This is a genomic window from Patescibacteria group bacterium, assembly GCA_041651355.1.
Classification (GTDB): domain Bacteria; phylum Patescibacteriota; class Patescibacteriia; order Patescibacteriales; family UBA12465; genus JAPLVX01.
This window is the reverse complement of the sequence record JBAZJK010000003.1, coordinates 1-15,995: the sequence shown is the minus strand read 5'-3', so window position 1 is coordinate 15,995 and position 15,995 is coordinate 1. Positions and strand designations below refer to the sequence as shown.

The window sequence follows — 15,995 nt, the reverse complement described above, 5'->3', positions numbered from 1 at the left end:
GCAGGTTACGGCTACCAAGAGTATGGCCAAACCAGAGATGCCCTCTGAAATAGCAGGAATGGGATTTGACCGCTATTTCAAAGCACCAACAAGGTCATCTATGCTCAAAGGCAAAAACGGGTGGGGCGGTGGTAATATGGGTTATCAATCTACGCCACAACAGGAAGAACCGAACTTGTCATCTTCTTGGATACTGCCAAAAGGTGCATTGTCTGGCGAGTCAATGATAAACAGAATTACACCTTCGAGTGATTACGATAGGACATCCAGTTTTAATATGGGCATGGGAAATATAGGACAACCAAACGTGGCTAAAGTAAATCCCCTGACCTACTGGCCGAGTTCAGCGTTTAATATCCCTATGAGAGAAGGGGGTTCTGGTGGAAAACCGACCCCACAATTTGGCAGCGTGGTAAATTACGATACTGGCAAGTGGTTTTCTCCGCCTTCTAAGGGATGGGGTTCACAGGACACCTATGGGAAATTTAATGCTGGAATGAAAACATCGCCGACTATGGGTGCGTTTACACCTTCATCTTTTATACCTATGAAGTCAGCGAATGGCGCAGATGCCTTAACTAAAAAGAAAAAAAGACGTGATATGTTAAATTCACAATCCTCATTAAGCGGGATATATAATTACTAAGGAGATTTATGATAAGTAGACGAAAATTATTAGACCCTGAGATGCAGGATGAGCAGGTCTATGCAAGTTTCAACAGAAACCAATCCCCTGAACAGATGGCGCAGGTCATAGCTCGCAAGAGAAGTATGCTTAATCCTGACACGTCTTATGGAGAACAATTTGGTAATGTCTATGAGCAATATGCGCCTCCACAGGCTTTTACTGACTATTTAGGCCAACTTGCTGCGAGAAAGAAATCGGAAGCAGAGGGCCAGTATGCCTTGCCTAAAGCGGCAGCAGAAGTAAAGGGTTTAGAGATGACACCCGATACGCAACGTATCGCCGCGGAATCGCCCGTAAATGTTGCAAATATAGTTACTGCGCCAGAAATAACAAAAGCAAATACACTTAGTTCTGAACCCGCAATGAAGTTACGCATTATTGAAGAAGCCCAGAAATATGCGGATGAGGCAGCGGCCAGAACGAAACAGGACGCAGAGATATTCGATATTCAAAAACGAGCCGAAGAAAGAGGCAAACAAACTCCACAAGAACAACTCACGCAGGCCAGAATAGACAGACTCAATGAATTAAAAAAGATACCGTTTGAACAAATGACCCCACAGGAATATGCCGAGTACAATCAACTCTGGATGGGCATGTCTCCTTCAGAGAATCTGGTTCCGCAACCTGAATTTGACCCAAATCAGTTTCAATTTCAACCAACTGGGGAAACAACCAAGAAAATACTCGATAGACAAACTGCCGAACAGATTCTAAATGAAGCTGGCAGGGATAGAGCGAAGGCTGAAGAAATAGCAAGACAGAGGGGCTATACGTTTTAGATATGTCTAATATCTTTGATACAATAACAGAATCAAGTCCTCCAAAGAAAAACGTCTTTGACGAGGTGTCGGTATCCCCCAAAAGAAACGTCTTTGACGAGGTTACTAAAACAGAAAAGAAGATACCTACCATTTATGAGAAATATCCAGAACTTTCCAAAACGGATTGGGATTATGACAGACCGCTATTGAACGCGTTTCCCAAAATTGCGCGTCCCATTGTCCAGCCAGTATTGTCCTTTGGTACAAATTTAGCTCTTGGTGCGAGTCGTTCTGAATTAGCATTTATAGAGAAAATTGACAAAATGGCCGATATGTCATCTGATATTGGCGACCAACTTCATATTCCGCATATCAAAAAACCGGAATTTTTACAAAAAATAGCAACAGTTCTTAGAAGTAATGTTGCTAATCAAGAACAAGATGTTGCCGATGTAGGTGGAGGCGGCATAACTGGTATTGCAGGAAATATAGCAGGCAGTCTACCTGTTAGCACAGCTGAATGGATGGGCAATGTTCCTTATGCGGCTATTTCTTCAATGGCAGAATCTCATAAAAAAGGTACGCCAGTTGCCGGAAATGAAGTATTGTCAGGTGTGAAAGGTGGAGTCAAAAGATTTGCTCTTAGTAAAGCCCTACGAGGTGTTTCAAAGGTTAAAGGCCCTATTTTAAGGAGGGGGGCGGGCGGGGCAGTTTTAGGAGGGATGGCCGCCGTGGAAGGTGGAACGCCAGGTGAAATTGCTACTCAAGCAACTATGGGTGCATTACTATCATCTTATGGTGGTAAAAGAACTACGCCGGATATGCCTGAAAATCTCAAGATGTTGAAGTCTGTGGAAAAAATTCCTAAAGGTGGTGTTAAATACACCTTTTACAATCCTCAATACGCAAAGACGCAAGCGGAATCAGTGAAGGCAAGTGCCGATAAATACGGTTATAATGTTACTGTCAAGACAAAGGGAAATTCCATTATCGTCCAGAAGAGAGGGAAGTATGCAAATAAAAAAGGTTTTTTGGACAGACCCGAAGAACAGATAGTAACCGCCGATAGCAAAAGGATAATAGAGGCTGAGCCGGTAATGGGAACTGGTGGGGCAAGCGAGATAAACTCTGCTAATCAGAAATTGCTACAATGGTCTAAGGTGGCAAAGAAGGTGCGGAAATCAGAAGTCGAACCGGCCATAAGTGAATTGCGCCGCAAGCAAGCCGCTAAGGGGACAAGTTACCTGCAAAGCTCGTTAAAAAGAGGTGGTACGGAGTGGGACTCCATAATGAGGTCTAAGGGTGGATATAAAGGACGGGCCGATGTTCCTGAAATAACGCCACCAAATTTAACCGATACAGAATGGAATGGTTACGCCAAAAAAGTATTGGCATTGTATCCCAAAACCAGTGTAAAAAACCAGTTTGACAGGAGTGAAATAGTTGATGCACTCGACCGTTTGCGCAATGGCAAAATACCTACCAACAGGGAATTTGAGCAAATTGAAAAAGTAATTGGACGGGAAGTTACAGAAAAAATCGCCAGTAACATAATTAGTCAAAGGCCTTTTAATCCGTGGGATATTCCAAAATTAATTATTCAGGTGTTTAAGTCTCCATTTGCTTTAGATGTTCAAACGGCAAGACAAGCATCTTCCTTTATGGCAAGAGAGCCGGTCGCGTATGCCAAAGGCGTTGGAGTGGCTACTAAAGCATACGGGAGTGAACAGTTTTTTAATGATTCGATGAATAAACTTAAGTCAAATCCCAACCACGAAATCGCAGTAAAATCAGGAGTTAATTTTCTTAGTAGGTCGCCTTATTCGAAGAATAGGGCGGAATGGTTTCAATTTGGATTAGGCGAAACACTTGCAAAAGTTGGAACGAAAAGAGGGAGGGTATTAAACACAATAAGTAAACCAATTAGGGGTTATGGTAAATTGATGATGGCCTCTGAACGCTCTATGGTTGCCGGAACAGATAGCATCTTACAGGGTATATGGGATAAACAGGCCGAAAAATGGTCGCACGCAAAAAATCTTTCTCCTGCTACACTTGAGAAACACCAAGCTAATTATGCGGATACTCTTAACGCGTTTATGAAACTATTAAGAGCAAAAAGTCCACAGGGCAAGGAAATACAGCGGTTGGCAAATTATATCCTATTTTCTCCGAGTATGACTTTTTCAAGGCCCTATAGGATTAAAGCGTTATTGGCCAACAAGGGAAGTCGTGGTTATGCTGCACAACTTATAGCGACAGAGGTGGGTAAGATACATTTAATCTCTTTACTATCTCAAATGGCAGGGAATTACTGGCGAAGTAAATACCCCGACAAAGAACCGCCCATTGATGGTGATATAAATATATTTTCAAGTGATTGGGGTAAGACTAAATCCCAAAACACTCGATATGATATTGGTGGTGGCGATGCACAATTCTATCGAACTGTTGCCCGCCTTGCTGCGGGTACTTATCTTAAATCCAAAGAAGCAATAAACGGAAAAACACAGACAAAAATTGGTGAGTACAGGGTTCCTGCCATGTCTGAGACATTAACAAGTTACGGCAAGGGCAGAGAAACAGCAGCTATTGGGTTTGCAAGGCAGCTATTTTCAGGTAAGGATTTTCAGGGCAACAAAATCAACAAATTGGAAGTTATTGCAAGAGGCATTACTCCGCAAATTGCCCAAAGCATTTACGATGCAATGGCTTCGGATGGTTTGGTACAAGGTTTGGCAGCAGGTGCGGCATCGGCATATTCCGCCAATGTCTCGACTTATCCTGAATCGTCTTATAAAAAAATTACAGAACTTAAGGATAAGATTGCCCAACAAAAATACAATAGAAAGTGGGAAGACCTTAATCAATTTGAACAGACCAACTTGAAACAGAAATACAAAAAAGACCTCGAACCATTAGAATTGCAAAAGAAAATCGAACAGAGTAAATATGATAAAAGTTATGAATTTCCTTCCGAATCCACTAAGAGGGCAGGTGAAAAAGTCGAAAGTCTTTTGAACTCTGAATACCGACAAGTTTTTAAGGATTTTGGAATTGACATTGGCATTGAAAGAACGATTGGGCGTGATTGGACTTTGAATGATAATAGATACCAACATTATCAGGAATTAGTCGCTACTAATCTTAACAATGATAGTCGCCTTAAAATTTTTGTTGGCAAGCCTGAACAGACAAAAAAGTCTTTACAAAATAGAACCTATTTAACAAGTTTAATTGAACAGGCAAAAAAAAGAGCGGGAATAAAAATGATACAAGAGTCGCTGTCTAATCCCCGAAAATTCTATAATCCTAACGCTCAAAGAGACGTTAAAACAAAAAGACTATCAGATATTCCCAACTAAAGGAAAGGACTCTAAGCAATGAATGGCAACACAGGTAATACAGAGAAATTCAATGGCCACTTTACCGAAGGCGAAAGAGCTTACATAGAACTTGCTGCCGACCGTGCTGCATATAAGGCCATAGAAAACGCCAAGACTGAGTGGTCTAAAGATATTAGACTACATAAGGCCGAATGTGATGTAGGAAAATTCAAGACAGGGTTCGGTCTGATATGTTCTATTATTGGTGGTGTTGTCGTTGTAGTGGCAAATACAGTTGTAAGAATAATATGGGTAAGTAAATGAGCAACCTAAAAACTCATCTTAAAGAACTTGACTACAAGTTTGAGGAATTGGAGAATCTAATCGCCAAGATGGACGAACAAGACCACTTCGCCAATAGCCCTGATGTTTTTATCGCTATTAGTGACGTTGGTGTTAAAATAGATTTCGCAAAGAAAACAATTTATTCAAATACAAAGGAGACAAAAGATGAAGGCTAAAATACTAATAGTGCTATGCCTGATATTAGCAACGGTCGTAATTAGTGGGTGTGGTGTTAAAACACATCTAAGCAAAACCATTAAGACGGACTATTCAGAAGGTGTAATTGTTGCTATTACAGAAACCATCGAAGTTGTTTATGACCGCAACGGCCCGCAGACGTTAGAAGATGCTCACATAGAAATCGACCCCAATACCGGTAATCTTGTTATTGAATTTGCAAAGCAGAAAAGCGAATTTGAGGTTGGTGATAACGTTAAAAACATTGCGCTCGGAGCATTCAGCTTAGGTTTCGAGGCTGGTTTCACATCGAAGGGTGAATAATGGAAGCCAAAACAAAGATTAGGTTTGTATTCCATAAGCCTAAAGGTGAACGCGGGGTAGGCAAAGCGATAGTCGGCTGGACTTGGCTGCTTGGCTTATTTTATAACTGGAAAGTTCTCAAATATAACTATAGCCACGAAGAGGTATGGCTGCCAGACGAACAGGGAAGGTTCTGTAAATGTAACAACGAAGGTATCTGTTGGACAAGAAAAAAGGACAGAACTACTGCACCAATGATTTTTGGGCGATGTTTCTCATCGACAACGAGAGGCGATGCCGAAGGTGTTCGTTTTGCGCCTGCTGTCAATGTTTTAGGTAATCATTTGAGAAGGTGGGACTATATTGAATGCGAGGTAGATAGCGAACGACTGGAGGTCGTTCTGGAAGAAGCCAATAAGCTCGTTGGGGCCAAATATGACTTTAGGGGCATATTCGGATTTGTGCTTCCCTTACCTATTCAGAATGATAAAAAATGGTATTGTTCGGAGATTTGTGGTTGGCTCAAGTTTCTTTTAAGAGTGGATAATAAGCGGCGCAAACGAGTATCGCCGCGACGGGCGGCTTATTTGCTAAGCAAGAAATACGGACAGCCAAAGCCTTGTCTCGGCAGTCTCATAACAGTAAAACCATAACGATATGACTTTCCTGCTTCTTCATCGCTTAGCGGCTGGCAAGTGCTGGCCGCTTTTTTATTTGAAGTTTTAAGTGTGTAATAGGTATGGCGGATTCCAATCCTTTTTGCAAGAAATAATTAGCGATTGTTCCCGCACCATATGCCATTAGAGATTCCTTCTTCCTTTTTTTCTTCCAGTAGCAATTATACACCTTTGCGTTAAACCACAATAGCAAAATTGATAGATATTGAAAAAATTTACGAATTAACATTGTTTTTTCTTAATTTTGCGGTTTTTTGCTGAATTGGCGGAAAATCCCCTATTTGCTTGTGCGGTAAGTATATACTTCGCTTATTTGATTCATAATATTGTCCTTTATTTTCATTCCGATTTGCGTTTGCCATTTATAAACTCACCCAAATATGTGTTTTCGTCACCTTTCCAGTCATTCATGTGGCGACTGAACTTGAGGCAATTCATCCAGTCCGCCCCATTTTTTAGTACCACCCACCAACTATGGAAAGTCACTATGCAGTCGCCCCTTTTTTCCCGGAGATACTCTTGAGATTTCAGGAATCCCTTCCTGCCCTGAAAATAAAATCCCGTAAAAGTAGCGAGAAATTCATCTAAGTCTATTTTGGGACTTATTTCCAACCAAGTTTTAAAAATGCCCTTCCCAAAAATATCCTGTTCCTTCATATCACTCATGCTACGCAACTCCGCTTTTTAATATCTCTCTGTGCCGCAATTCCTTCGGGAACTTCGATATGTCGTTGTTGGTATATGCAAATTCTCCAAACAACTCCTTAGCTTTTTGGTCGTATGCTTTTATTGCTTGTATTAAGTTTTATCTTTTTCATTTCAAAACCTCTCTCACCCTTAATTCTTCTGGCCACTCCGCGAGATTATGCGATACTTTACCGTTAATTGGTATCTGCTTAACAAATACGGGGATACCGGCTTCTTTGCACTGTTTCACAATATCTATCGCCGCATCTATGAATCCGTCCTGAAAGCGGCCTGCTTTGCCGCCGCCGAGATGTTCGCAACCAATTACGCACCAATTAAATGTTTTCCGAGGTTCATAATCTACAACCTCACCAAGAGGGTCATTATGCGTTGTCTCGATAATGGGTCGCCAAAAATGCCTGTTTAAGTCTATAACGGCCAACAGTGGTTCAAAACTAACCCACCTAACCACCGCCGGAATATGCAAGAGTATCGGTATGTTTTCGTCGGCATCTTCCTGCGTGGAGACTGATACGCCAAGATGGAGATTAGGAAATATTATGTAGATATTTATTGACTTGAAAAACTCGGCGGCAATATCTGGCCGTTTAGTAAGGATAAGAAAGGTATGCTCTTGACAGAACGCCATAGGTTCCATCACTTCTGCTATAAACTCAAACGGCACTTCCTCGTGGAACAAGTCGCTCTGGCTGCAAACGAAGATTCGCTGCGGCTTGCGCAAATGCAATGGCTGGTCAAGTCTGTCCTCGAACAGTTTTATCTCTCCTGTCCACTTGCCGTTTTCCGTGAGGCCGTCATAGCGGGGGTTATTCTTGAAACGATTAGCGGTTAGCTTTTCTGCCCAGCAATTCAGGCAACCGGCAGATACTTTTGAACAGCCGCCGGTAACATTCCACGTTTTGTCACACCAATCTATTTTACTGTTACTCATTCTTATCTCCTTCCGGCGGGGTGGCTCGTATTGATTAGTTTATTCATTATTTCCTTGTTTAATCTCTCGACCATTTTCCAAGCGGCGGGGATAAAGCCATAAGTGCCCCAAGCATTAAGAGCATTTATCCACTCTAAACAACAAGAGCGTACCTTGACATTTTTAAGTGGGCAATTATAACAATTCGTCTGCAAAAATTGGCATAACGGGCAGGAGTCTGAATAAATATAAAGCCTTGCGGGATTACTTTTTATACTGCTATATCTCTCAATCAAGTCAATCCAATGTTCCTGTGATTTTTCAAGTGCTTCTAATAGTGTTTTTGGTTTTTCCATTCTACTTATCTCCTTCCGGCGGGGCTGCAAATATCATTATGAAGGCTTTTTTTGTATCCATTTCAACTCGATATTCACAATCTCTGAAAACTTCGACTTTCCCTTCGTCCCCGCAAAATGGACACTATTTTAACTTACTCATTTTTCCTCCAACAATTCAGGATTTAGCCATTTATTCCCGATGATTTCCGAATCTATCGCCTGACAAGATGAAAAACTAAATGGTATCCCCTCTTCGGCTCTCATCTTCTCCAAAAAATTCTTATGGTGGGATATTGTATAGAAGCCAGTGCCTTGTTCCGTTGGACTCCTATATTCCCCAAAAAGCACTTCACGTTTCCCGGGCATCAGAATATCCCCCACTCCAATTTCTGTGCCATATTTATCTTGGTAGTTGGTCATTAGAAGAACCACAAGGTTTTTGTGTTGTTGTTCCACATTGGGATTAAAGCTCATTGGCCCGTGCGACATAAGACGGCCCGCTTGTGTCAATAAAAACCAATTTTCTGTTCCAGCGATTTCCCGATGAACTATCCCGTCAATCTCAAATTCGCAATAAACTTTATATCTCATTTTTTCTCCTTCATTATTTCCTCGAAGTATTCGGGGCCGAGGACGTTTTTGGTTATAAATGCTCCGCAGTTGCGAAACTCGCCTGCTCCTGCAAACTTAAATCCACACTCACAAATCAATCCTGAATTACTCATCTTTCACCTCTATTTCCTTGCCACAATCTTCATCATCAAATCCTACGCATTTCAAACACCGCTTACATATAACAGTGAAACTGCTATTATCTATTGAAGTAAAAACTTCCCATCTGTGACCCATTAACCAGCACAACAATTTACTTACCATTATCGTTCTCCTAATCATATTGGCGGCCTATAACCTCAACATCTTTCAAATCTGGTATGCAGCTATACCAGACCTCGCCGTTTTTTTCTTCGGCGTACAATACAAAGCCAACGTGCATTGCTTCTTCATCGTTTGGCTCTAATACTCTTATGTCCCACACCACATCTCCGAAGAAATCACAGTCGGGATAATCTATATGGTAATTGTACCTTAGTCTGTCACCGCCTTTGTTTCTTACCCCATCAATCTCTATCGAGCCAAAAATAGGTTTTTTGTTCTTATCCAGCCTGCCCGTGTATTGGGCAACGGTGTGGGGCTGGACTTCGACAAAGCCATAAATACCGTCACACAGCCCCCTATCAGGGTCTATTGGTTTTATTTCTGCATCATCAAGAATGATGCAATGTTTGCCCTCGATTTTACCATAGTATCCGAAACATTCTCGGCCTAAGTCTTTTGTTAACGCTCTATAAATTACAGTGTCCATTCTTATCTCCTTCCGGCGGGGCAGATTCGTATTTGCCTATAAACTGTCCGTTCTTTGTTAAAATACTCAACCTTATTCATTTTTTGTCTCCGTTTTTTCATCCATCATTTTCAAAATACTTTCCGCTTCGCCGACGAGGTCTGTGATTTTAACCTTGCCGTTTTTATTCGCCGCTTTTGCGCTACTAACAAACCGCTCGCAGAACCCGCGAACCTTCGACTCTAATTCGGCTGTTCTAACCCGACCAGCTTTGAATCCGGCGGCACATCCACATACAATTTTCGATTTCATCTTTTAGCCCTTTCCAAAATTTCCTCCGTATCGGCATTTATCTGAGCAGAAACTTTTACCATCACTCTCCCGACTATGTGCTTCCTTACCACAAACTACACAGACCCATTTTCTCGGCGGGGGTTTCTGTGGTAGGCTCAAGCCGGTATCGTCGAACCTGCGTTGATTTAACCACGTTGAGGGGTGTGGTATAAACTGACCGCCGTCTTTCAGCCAGTCTTTGGATTGCTTTTGACATTCGACTGCGAGTTTAATCTTATTACGCAACGCCAAATCAGGCGATAGTTTCTGCCACGAAACGTAAGCGGCCCCCTTGCCGACTTTCTTCGGATAGATTGACCAGAAAATCTCAAACTCTTGACTGTATGTATTCTTTTCTATTCTATTCTCTTCTCTTCTATCCGTTACGTCAACGTTACTATCTGTTACATCAGCGTTACATCGCAACGATTCTCTGTGTTTTCTGACCCGTAAATAGCTTTTTGACTGATATTCCGCCCATTTTTGTATTTCAATGCCACCCCAACTGTTGATTTTGATGCGAGCTTGTTGTTGTTCTTGATGGTGTTTGATGGCTGTTCGTAGTTCTTCGACTGAAACGCCGAGTGTGGCTGCTAAAACATCATCGGGATATGGCACATCAGAGGCGATACAGACCGTTCCGGCAACACGGCTGATAGAGGCCATTGCCAACAACTTCAAGAATACGAGTTGATGTATTGGTGGGTCAAGCCTTAAAGAACCATAGACTACATTATAACCATTTACTTTGAACCATTCCATAATTGCCATTTCGTTGCCTTGCAAGTGAAAAAGGGTTCTCGGTGTGAATACGGGCGCAACGGTGCGTCAGTCCGAAAACCCTTTTAACCGCATATTGTTTGATTGTCGTTACGTCCATACTCACACCTAAACTATAACACACTTTCCGTAGTGTGGCAAGTTAATTCTCCACGCTGAAAGTTAAGGGTTAAGTTTCTTATCGGGATATACAAAATCTTCAAGGTGTTCCACTCCACTTATAATGGCTTTGACCATAACTACACTAAGTGGCTTCTGATACTTTCGAGGGCTATCATAAAATCTGTTCGCAGAACGCAAAACCATTTGGTATATCTCGCTTTCCCTAATTCCGGTGGATTTGAGTTCGTTTATGCCTTTTTGTAGGGCGCGAACTTTATACCTCAAATCTTTTAATTTTACCTGCATCTGATTGAAACTTGTTGGTTCTTTCATCTTTGCCATACTTCCATTCTCCTTTTCTACAGGCCGAGCCTGCCGAAAGTACCGGCAGTAGCCTTGTTGTAAATAGTATTGATTCCGTTGGTCGTTAAAACGCATACCTTGTCGAGATATTTCAAAGACTGTTTAATCTTTTTGGCATCGTTCTTTGAGTAAAATACCATAGTGATTTTCACTTGAGGTTCGTACTTATTTAGCAACTTAAGCTTTAGCCTTGTATCAGCTTCAAACAATCCTTTGAATTCCCAATACTCAAAAGTGTCGTCATTATTGCGGATAACAAAATCCACAAGCCAAGTGCTATCGGGAAATACAAACTTATGTGTTTCATATTCCCAATCCTTAATCTCGCAAGCGTCTTTTAGCAACTGAAAGTATTGAGCAAGCCTCCATTCACCTTTAGAGCGAAAGTTGCACGTCTTTCCGCCGATAGTGTCTATTCTCCGCTTGTTGTTGTAATTCTTAGCAAAGCCCATTACTTCTTTAACTCCTTATTGTAAGCGTAATACCTTTTCTTAACAAACAATCTGTCGGCACGTTCTTGTAATCAGGGCAGGGCGTATTCAATGTCGGGTCTAATAAGCAGGCCGTCTCTTTTTTGTCGCCCATCGGGTCGGTATGGCGAAGTACGCAATTAAATACATCGGGTATCTCAAACGTCCTGTCGCCTGTCTGCTTTATTGCGGAGATTTTCATTGCTTAGCCTTCTTTTTTTCACGCCAGTTAGGGTCGGGGTCGGGGATGTCTAAGAATATTTGCGATGCCGCCCACTGTTGGCAATTCTTGTAAGCCTGATTTGCTTGCTCCGTTGTCATCTCTGACAAGCCCAGTGTTTCGCCGTGGTCACCCACGCCAAAACAGGCTTTTTTAAGAATGTCATAAACCTGTTCCCTGTTCACTTCGCAACAGCAAACGTCAATGTGCATTTCTTTAAGTTTTAATCTGACCAATTCTACTGGCACGGCAAACATCGCTTTGCATTGCTTGTGGCTTTTAGGCTTACCCATTTTAGAATAGGACTCTTTCAGTATTGTCCCATCTTTAATCGATAAGAAATAAGCCTCTTTGAACGCCATCTGGACAGGCGGGTAATGCTTCCTGTGATTCCTGATTGTAGGGTAAAGTTCCATTAGATTGGACATTCCCCTTCATCTGCCCGCGCTTCGGCATTAAGCTGGTCGAAATCGGCTACGCCTGCTAATAAATCACCGGCCTGTTTTTGTAAATCCGATTCAGGCTCACGATAAATCCATTCGAGGAAAAACTCGGCAGTTTCGATAATCTTGTCCTTCGTTACTACAGTCAAGTCCTTAGCTATATCGGCCATAACTACCTGTTTTTCTACTGCGCCACGCAAGGCACTTATTTTAGCCATACGGCGGTCTTTAGCGTCCCAATCCACTTTGGGGGCAACGGTAGGTGTCGGGGCTTTTGATTGATTCTGTGGCGGAAAAGACACTCTGGCGGGGGTTTGTGGAGCTTGTGTAGCCTGATTGACCTGTGCCTTATCACTCCAGAAGCCGGAATACGCTACACCGTTCTGGCCCGCATAAGTACTAAGGGAGAATTGACATCTCTTGCCCAATACGGCATCGCCTATTAAAAGGCCCTTGCCTTGATTTACGGTGACTGAATGCTGCTCGCCTAAATCGTCTTGTAATTTGCAGGGTCTAAACGCTTTTTGATTTCTATTCAGTTTGCTTGGGCCAACCTCTACTACCATTGCCAACATTGTCACGAGTTGGCCGTTAGCTTGCCTTACTTGCTCGAAGTTCATTTTTCATTCTCCTTAAAAAATTGTTTATCCATCGTTTCAAAAATGATTGTTCTTTCTTATTCAACTTCTTGATTTGCTGTAATGTTATTTTCACTTAACACCGCCTTTTTTACTTGTTCAATGTCAAAACCAGCTTCGGATATTTCGTCTAATGCTTCAAGATTCTTATCCGTCATTTTGTCGCCGTTCTTTACTCTGCCGAGTACCCGATTCCATTTCTCGACCGTTGGCTTAAATTTGCTATCGAAAGCAAACTGATTTTCCAGACCATAAAGCAAAGTCAAGTAGTTACTGTAAGCTACTTTCCAGTTCGCAGAAAACTTGCCAAACTCATCATCAAATACAATCGGCTTTTCAAGTGGCGGTTTTTCGTTGGCTTGTATGTAGGTCGTAATTTCCGCAATATCCATTTTGTAAATATCCTCGACTGACGAAGGATTAGCCACTCCTATCTCTAATAACCGAGCATCGTCTTTGCACACATAGACTATATGCCCTTCGGACTTACCAGCAGCTTTGAGATAATGAAATAACTGCAATTTGTGGTTTGGTGAGCCGACACCTTTTTTCTCGTATAGCTCAAACATAAAAGACGAACAGGATTTTATTTCCAAAACTATCTCATCAAGTCCATCGGGGTATTTCTCTTTCAGTTCTTCAACGATATGTATAGTGGCTCTGGATATAAATTCCGGCAACCAATTAAACTCATTACTAACCAGATTCTTAGCTCTGTCGTAATCCGGTTTGCCCCCGGCACAATAGTCAAGTTTGCCAGTAACCTCTAACAGATTCGGGTATTGATAGGACAAGTAAGTTTGTTTGCTTATCAGGATTCCCGCCCTCGACAATACAAAGCCTATAATTGATTCCCATATATTGCCCGCCTCAAACTTGCGTAAACTGCGAGGGTTAGGGGGGTTAGTTGGTAAGACAGCGTTCATCTTTAAGAATCTATCAACCATAGCACCGCCCATTTCTGAGGCCCAAATATGTTTGCGCTCTTTAAGTAGCCGCTCCTCTCGGTTTTCAAGACTGCTATTCCAAAGATTATAAAAAGTCCATCTCATATTTATTCCTCTTTCGCCTCGTCCGTAGAAATTATTTGTTCAAATTCCACTTCGTTAATATCTATGTCGTCGATGTCGTGTTTGCCAAATCCTTCTTGGTGATGTATCCTGTCCTGCAAATCCTGCCCGTTTTCGGCAAGGATGGTGAGAGTCGCATAACCAGTTACTTTGACTTGGACGTGATATGTATTCATCCTTCCTTCCTTTCGTGCATCGGCTCAATCACAAGCCGGTATAGTTGGTTATCAAATTTGTCGACAAATACGGCCTCTACGCCTTTGGCCGTAAAATTTGCTTTTACAAACTCCATAGAATCCGTGCAGTTAATTTGCACGAGTCGCATTAGCTCTGTTGCGAAAGATACCGTCGGTTTGTTTTCTGTTGGGGCTATCATTTATTTCTCCTTCTAAGAAAAAAGTGGCCTGCGTCAGTCATATAATAGCCCTCCAGCACCTTTTGCCGTTACGCTTAATTAAATTACCATCATTATCTTTAAGAAAGTAGGCCATATTTTTGCGGCCTAATTCGCCGAGACGTTTCCAGCAGGTCGATTCGCTCAAACAACGGCCTTCTTGTATTGGTAATTCCTTGAATGTAAATCCTTGCGGTCTGTCGTAAACCACCAAAGCACTATAAACTAATTCCTGCTGCCTCGTCAATTTTCCGCCTTTCACCATCTTCTTCGCAGCATCGTGGCTGGTTTCAGGGTCGCTTGCGCGGGCTATTAGCTTCGCTTCGTAGGGGATTGTTAGTTGATTACTCTCCATTAGGTTCTCCCGTAACTGTAAAGTATTTCTCTGCGTTCTTGTTAGCCTTGTCCCTCTCGGCCTGTTTGCGCTCGGCCTTAACTGCATCGTTGACTTTTTTCATAGTGTCGTAGCCGACAACGCCGTCCTGTTCTGCGCCGACTAATTTCTGTAAGTATCGCACATTCGCCTCGACCTCACATATTACCAATTCGTTGGCATCAACGATATGGTCAGGCTTCACCGGCGGGGCGATAAGGCTTGATACTTTGAAAGTATAGAAGAACAATACCATCGCTGCAAAAAGACAGAACCATACTACTTGTGTTCGCTTGCTCATAATTTCTCCTTTTTACTTATAATGCCTAAAAAAGCAGAGCCGGATTTATCCTCGACATAGATTTTACTGTCATTTTACTATTCATATTCGCGTCTTGCACATACTCCACCGGCCCCGCTATTCACGGCAAAATATGGGGGCAGCAGGGTTATCGTCCCTAAAACTTGCAACGCCGAGGCTTCGCAAGGTGCGGTGATTAGCCCGCTCGTAAACTGCCCCCGTTAAGTTCAAAAAGGCGGCTGGGTCAGGAGGGAGGAAAAGAGGAGCTAAAACCGCAACCGCCTTAAAAGTCATAAAAAGGTGTGTAGCAACTTAGTCAAATCAACGGACGAAGCCGGACATTTTAGATGCTACACAACCTAAAGATATTCGGCGGGACAGGTGCAGTTGAATACCCTGACCGTCCGTGCGCCACTCTACTGAAGACTTTGTGCCCAGCCGAAATACTTCCTATTAACTTGTCAATTTGTATTCCTCTTTGAGACCAAAAAACATTTCAAGTTGCGCACGTAAAATCCAGTGCCACCCTTCCCATTTGCAAATTTGCTGTGCCTGTTTTTTAGTGAACATCTGTTGATAATCGGGCCAACATTTACTTGTATCCAAAATCTTGTCTCTAAATTTTTCCGGCAATGCGGGTATGCCTGCCCAAAATTCCCGACCAAAGGGCAATTGGTGCGTTATCAAAACCTTGCAAGTTAAGGCAAAGGTGAAACTAAAAACATACCCTCCGGCCTCGATATACCATCCGGTCTCGATATACTCTCCGGCCTCGATATACCCTCCGGCCTCGATATACTCTCCGGCCTCGATATACCCTCCGGCCTTGATATACCCTCCGGCCTCGATATACCATCCGGCCTTGATATGCCATCCGGCCTCGATATACTCTCCGGCCTTGATATACCATCCGGCCTTGATATACCCTCC

The 15,995-nt window shown here is 42.5% G+C and carries 24 protein-coding genes; 7 read left to right on the top strand and 17 right to left on the bottom strand.

The genetic code is table 11. The features are described from left to right. Window positions 1-22: 22 nt before the first annotated feature. From WC441_04815 to WC441_04785, 7 genes are read left to right on the top strand one after another with little or no spacing between them, the layout of a single operon-like run. On the top strand, window positions 23-646 hold the full coding sequence (locus tag WC441_04815; protein ID MFA5163806.1) for a hypothetical protein: 624 nt from the start codon (window positions 23-25) through the stop codon (window positions 644-646). A gap of 8 nt (window positions 647-654) precedes the next feature. Then, window positions 655-1,470 (top strand): hypothetical protein, encoded by an 816-nt coding sequence (locus WC441_04810; GenBank protein MFA5163805.1) that lies wholly within the window; start codon window positions 655-657, stop codon window positions 1,468-1,470. Between the two features lie 2 nt (window positions 1,471-1,472). Beyond that, entirely contained in the window at window positions 1,473-4,817 is a 3,345-nt protein-coding gene (locus tag WC441_04805; protein ID MFA5163804.1) for a hypothetical protein, read from the top strand. Window positions 4,818-4,835: 18 nt separating this feature from the next. Next, entirely contained in the window at window positions 4,836-5,102 is a 267-nt protein-coding gene (locus tag WC441_04800) for a hypothetical protein (protein ID MFA5163803.1), read from the top strand. After that, window positions 5,099-5,299, top strand: coding sequence for a hypothetical protein (locus WC441_04795; protein ID MFA5163802.1), 201 nt, complete (start codon window positions 5,099-5,101; stop codon window positions 5,297-5,299). Before WC441_04800 ends, WC441_04795 begins: the two co-directional genes overlap by 4 nt. Beyond that, on the top strand, window positions 5,289-5,624 hold the full coding sequence (locus tag WC441_04790; GenBank protein MFA5163801.1) for a hypothetical protein: 336 nt from the start codon (window positions 5,289-5,291) through the stop codon (window positions 5,622-5,624). Before WC441_04795 ends, WC441_04790 begins: the two co-directional genes overlap by 11 nt. Then, window positions 5,624-6,256, top strand: coding sequence for a hypothetical protein (locus tag WC441_04785; protein ID MFA5163800.1), 633 nt, complete (start codon window positions 5,624-5,626; stop codon window positions 6,254-6,256). The genes WC441_04790 and WC441_04785 overlap by 1 nt, the downstream gene beginning before the upstream one ends. A 363-nt stretch (window positions 6,257-6,619) precedes the next feature. Here the strand turns inward: WC441_04785 and WC441_04780 are convergent, their stop codons facing one another. The 17 genes from WC441_04780 to WC441_04700 form a co-directional block, all read right to left on the bottom strand. Further along, entirely contained in the window at window positions 6,620-6,946 is a 327-nt protein-coding gene (locus tag WC441_04780; protein MFA5163799.1) for a hypothetical protein, read from the bottom strand. Window positions 6,947-7,094: 148 nt separating this feature from the next. Beyond that, complete coding sequence (locus WC441_04775; protein MFA5163798.1) at window positions 7,095-7,919, bottom strand: DUF5131 family protein; 825 nt, start codon at window positions 7,917-7,919, stop codon at window positions 7,095-7,097. Between the two features lie 2 nt (window positions 7,920-7,921). Continuing rightward, the gene (locus WC441_04770; GenBank protein ID MFA5163797.1) at window positions 7,922-8,254 is read right to left on the bottom strand and encodes a hypothetical protein; all 333 of its coding nucleotides are present in this window, start codon (window positions 8,252-8,254) and stop codon (window positions 7,922-7,924) included. A gap of 138 nt (window positions 8,255-8,392) precedes the next feature. After that, window positions 8,393-8,827 carry a hypothetical protein gene (locus tag WC441_04765; GenBank protein MFA5163796.1) on the bottom strand — a complete coding sequence of 145 codons (435 nt, stop codon included), beginning with the start codon at window positions 8,825-8,827 and terminating at the stop codon, window positions 8,393-8,395. 295 nt (window positions 8,828-9,122) lie between these two features. Then, window positions 9,123-9,599, bottom strand: a complete 477-nt coding sequence (locus WC441_04760; GenBank protein ID MFA5163795.1) for a hypothetical protein — start codon at window positions 9,597-9,599, stop codon at window positions 9,123-9,125. Window positions 9,600-9,671: 72 nt separating this feature from the next. Next, complete coding sequence (locus tag WC441_04755; GenBank protein MFA5163794.1) at window positions 9,672-9,890, bottom strand: hypothetical protein; 219 nt, start codon at window positions 9,888-9,890, stop codon at window positions 9,672-9,674. Window positions 9,891-9,893: 3 nt separating this feature from the next. Then, window positions 9,894-10,673 carry a phage replisome organizer N-terminal domain-containing protein gene (locus WC441_04750; protein ID MFA5163793.1) on the bottom strand — a complete coding sequence of 260 codons (780 nt, stop codon included), beginning with the start codon at window positions 10,671-10,673 and terminating at the stop codon, window positions 9,894-9,896. 180 nt (window positions 10,674-10,853) lie between these two features. Beyond that, window positions 10,854-11,135 (bottom strand): hypothetical protein, encoded by a 282-nt coding sequence (locus WC441_04745; protein ID MFA5163792.1) that lies wholly within the window; start codon window positions 11,133-11,135, stop codon window positions 10,854-10,856. Between the two features lie 17 nt (window positions 11,136-11,152). Next, complete coding sequence (locus WC441_04740) at window positions 11,153-11,608, bottom strand: hypothetical protein (protein ID MFA5163791.1); 456 nt, start codon at window positions 11,606-11,608, stop codon at window positions 11,153-11,155. A 216-nt stretch (window positions 11,609-11,824) separates the two neighbouring features. Further along, window positions 11,825-12,274 carry a hypothetical protein gene (locus WC441_04735; protein ID MFA5163790.1) on the bottom strand — a complete coding sequence of 150 codons (450 nt, stop codon included), beginning with the start codon at window positions 12,272-12,274 and terminating at the stop codon, window positions 11,825-11,827. Further along, complete coding sequence (locus WC441_04730; GenBank protein ID MFA5163789.1) at window positions 12,262-12,909, bottom strand: hypothetical protein; 648 nt, start codon at window positions 12,907-12,909, stop codon at window positions 12,262-12,264. The genes WC441_04735 and WC441_04730 overlap by 13 nt, the downstream gene beginning before the upstream one ends. 56 nt (window positions 12,910-12,965) lie before the next feature. Next, entirely contained in the window at window positions 12,966-13,979 is a 1,014-nt protein-coding gene (locus WC441_04725) for a hypothetical protein (protein ID MFA5163788.1), read from the bottom strand. A gap of 2 nt (window positions 13,980-13,981) precedes the next feature. Continuing rightward, window positions 13,982-14,173, bottom strand: coding sequence for a hypothetical protein (locus WC441_04720; protein ID MFA5163787.1), 192 nt, complete (start codon window positions 14,171-14,173; stop codon window positions 13,982-13,984). Beyond that, window positions 14,170-14,322 carry a hypothetical protein gene (locus WC441_04715; GenBank protein MFA5163786.1) on the bottom strand — a complete coding sequence of 51 codons (153 nt, stop codon included), beginning with the start codon at window positions 14,320-14,322 and terminating at the stop codon, window positions 14,170-14,172. The genes WC441_04720 and WC441_04715 overlap by 4 nt, the downstream gene beginning before the upstream one ends. An 88-nt stretch (window positions 14,323-14,410) precedes the next feature. Continuing rightward, the gene (locus WC441_04710; protein MFA5163785.1) at window positions 14,411-14,746 is read right to left on the bottom strand and encodes a hypothetical protein; all 336 of its coding nucleotides are present in this window, start codon (window positions 14,744-14,746) and stop codon (window positions 14,411-14,413) included. After that, window positions 14,736-15,065 (bottom strand): hypothetical protein, encoded by a 330-nt coding sequence (locus WC441_04705; protein ID MFA5163784.1) that lies wholly within the window; start codon window positions 15,063-15,065, stop codon window positions 14,736-14,738. Before WC441_04705 ends, WC441_04710 begins: the two co-directional genes overlap by 11 nt. 453 nt (window positions 15,066-15,518) lie before the next feature. After that, a partial coding sequence (locus WC441_04700) for a hypothetical protein (protein ID MFA5163783.1) occupies window positions 15,519-15,995 on the bottom strand: 477 nt, incomplete at its 5' end.